Here is a 2,902-nt window from a genome sequence, read left to right on the forward strand (position 1 = left end):
GCCCTGGCCGCCCGGCTGCTGACCGCCCCGCCCACCGGTCCGCAGCCCGACCCGCACGACGGCGTCCCTTTCGAGAGCGACACCGAGGAGATCATCGGCGGGCACGCGCGTCAGCTGTCCCTCACCGACGTCCGCCAACTGGCCCATGCTGTCGATGAAGGCCGAGCGGTCACCATCGAATACGTCGCCGCCTCGGGCAACCGCACCGTACGCACCGTCAGCGAACTCGAAGTCGACGCGCCCTACCTCTACGCCTGGTGCCAACTGCGCGACGACGACCGCGTGTTCACCCTCTCCCGGATCCACGGAGTCATGCCCGCGTAGCACGCACGCGCTACTACGCTCACGCCGCCTCCCCCTCTCCCCTCCCCCTGCCCTGCGCTACCTCCCGGATGAACCTGCCGACGGGCTTGGCCACGTCCTTGACGATGCTGCCGGTGACATGCTTGACGGGCCGTAATCGCGGTCGACGACCAGCCCGTGATCTGCAGCACCGCACGGGCCACCGGCCGGGCGGCCGCCCTACGGTTGGTGACCTTCGCGCTACGGTCCGGGGGCACACTCGCCGCCCCGCCCACTTGGCCGGAAGGGGCGGGGCAAGCCTTAATCGGATGTGCGTGCGGCGCGCGGTTGTTAGGTTTGCCGTGTGCCGAAGCTGAATCAGATCATCGCAGTCGAAAAGGGTGTCAAGTCCAAGGCCCTCCAAGAACTCACCCAGGTTCACCAGGACGTGCAGAAGCCCGCCCTGCTGGCCGGTATCTCCCGGACCTACCAGCCCAAGGACGAGGAGGGCGAGCAGTTGCCGCCCGAGTCCACGCGGGTGCAGATCAAGGCCGAGGACGCTCTGCGGGCGACCGCCGGGACGCTGACGCGGCTCTTCGACGTGACCGCGACGAAGGACTGGGCGAACCGGTCCGCGGTCGCTGACGTGGTGGTCGACGGTACGGTGCTGTTGCCCCAGGTGCCTGTCCCGTACCTGTTGTTCCTGGAGAAGCAACTCACCGACCTGCACACCTTCGTGCGCAAGCTGCCGGTGCTCGACGCCTCCGAATCGTGGAACCTGGACCCCTCGACGGACTCGTGGAAGACGGACCCGGTGCGGACCATCCGCACGAAGAAGGTTCCGCGCAACCATGTGAAGGCCGAGGCCACGGAGCAGCACCCGGCGCAGGTCGAGGTGTACTACGAGGACGTCCCGGTCGGTTACTGGACCACGGTGAAGTTCTCCGGCGCGCTGCCCGCCCGGCGGGTCAACGAGCTCCTCGACCGCGTCGAGAAGCTCCAGCAGTCCGTCAAGTTCGCCCGCGAGGAGGCGAACAACACCGAGGTCACCGACCAGCGGGTCGGTGACGCGGTATTCGGCTACCTCTTCGGGTAGCCCCCACATACGCCCTCCGCCGCGAGCGGAGGGTGCGCGATGAGCGCAAGCTGAAACTGATGTTGAAGCTGATGAGGGGTGTCAGTTGGGGGTTCGAATCCCTCTCCCCGCACCACGTGCGGGGGTGGCCCAAGCCCGGCAGAGGCGGCCCCGTGAAACTCAGATTCTCGCTCCAGTCTCAGTATTCGCCGCCGAACACCGGATCGACCGAACGTGGGCGAACATCGACGGATGGGGGTTCAAGTCCCTCCGGCGCCTCTCTCGTGGCGCTGTAGTTCAAAGGCAGAACACGTCGATCTCAACATGACCCGCGGTTCTTGAACGCCGCCGGTGTGCGCAAATGGGTGGCAAGCTGGAGCCCGGGAGCTGGACATGCTCCCGGGCTCCGTCACGTACCGTGCTCGCGGCGTGTGCTGTGACCGGGAAGGGTCACCGGGTTGAACGGTCAGGCCGCGGTGGGTAGGGGGCTGCTGCCCCAGTGGATGCTTCTTTTGCTGCGGATTCGGGCATGTTCGCGTCGTTGCGCGGCTTGACGAACCATAGGAGCATCACAACGCGACGACCGTCAGCAGTGGCTGTGGTCTCAGTTTTGGTCTCATTCAGGGGCGTCCGCATCCGGACACGAGCCTTGATCCCGGCCCCGGAACGCCAGGTCAGAACGGAGCCGTCCCACCCCGGCCACCAGCACGGCGAATTGGAAAGCGTGTTGGGTTCACACCCTCACGAGTTCGAATCTCGTGCCTGCCGTGCTTCGGGCGTCGGTCTCCGCAAGGCGCCGGTGTAACTCGCGTCCTTCGGTGCAGACAGGCTCGGGAGACGTTGTTCTACGTGGGGTAGAGTCCGGCGGTAGCGCGGTCGCGGTGGAGGGAGCGGGCAGGTGCGGCGTTCTGGGGAGTTGGAGCGCGCGGTCATGGACGTGCTGTGGGACGCCGGTCGGCCCCGTACCGCCAAGGACGTGCTCGACGCGCTGCCGGACCGCGCGCTGGCGTACACCACCGTGATCACGGTGCTGGACCGGCTGGCGCACAAGGGGACCGCCCAGCGCGAGCGCATCGGGCGGTCCTGGCACTACACCCCGGCCGCCAGCCGGGAGTCCTACGTGACCAGCCTGATGATGGACGTCCTCGCCCAGGCCGGGGACCGCGACGCCGTCCTGGCGCACTTCGCCCGCTCCGTCTCCGACCCGGAGGCCGACGTCCTGCGCGACGCGCTCGACCGGGCATCGGATGAGCACCCGGACGGCAAGGGCACGCGCCGGCGATGAGCCATCTGCTGCACTTCGCCGTCATGCTGGCCTGCTGCCTGGCGGCCGTGCGGCCGCTGGCCCGGGCCCGCTGGGTGGCGCGGATGCCGCGTACGGCGCTCGTCACGTGGCAGGCACTCGGCCTGACCCTGGAACTGTCCCTGCTCGGGCTGGTCTTCGCCGCCGTGTTCGCGCCCGCCAACCAGGGCCTGGTGCCCGGCCTGCTGCACCTCGCAAGCGCCGGCGGTGCCCCCGCGGGACCGCTCGCCCCGGCCGCCCTG

General features: G+C 68.5%; 3 protein-coding genes and 1 pseudogene. All 4 read left to right on the top strand.

Annotated elements, in window-relative coordinates:
- On the top strand, positions 1 to 324 hold a 324-nt coding region (locus H5J30_RS25020; protein ID WP_181789619.1), incomplete at its 5' end, for a WYL domain-containing protein.
- Between the two features lie 322 nt (positions 325 to 646).
- A complete protein-coding gene (locus tag H5J30_RS25025; protein ID WP_181789620.1) occupies positions 647 to 1,378 on the top strand; it encodes a DUF7873 family protein in 732 nt (243 codons plus the stop codon).
- 877 nt (positions 1,379 to 2,255) lie between these two features.
- A complete protein-coding gene (locus tag H5J30_RS25030) occupies positions 2,256 to 2,642 on the top strand; it encodes a BlaI/MecI/CopY family transcriptional regulator (protein WP_181789621.1) in 387 nt (128 codons plus the stop codon).
- Positions 2,639 to 2,902: pseudogene (locus H5J30_RS25035) on the top strand (hypothetical protein); the annotation flags it as partial. The gene H5J30_RS25030 and the pseudogene H5J30_RS25035, both read left to right, overlap by 4 nt.

Origin of the sequence: Streptomyces phytophilus, assembly GCF_013870535.1 — a bacterium.
Classification (GTDB): domain Bacteria; phylum Actinomycetota; class Actinomycetes; order Streptomycetales; family Streptomycetaceae; genus Streptomyces; species Streptomyces phytophilus.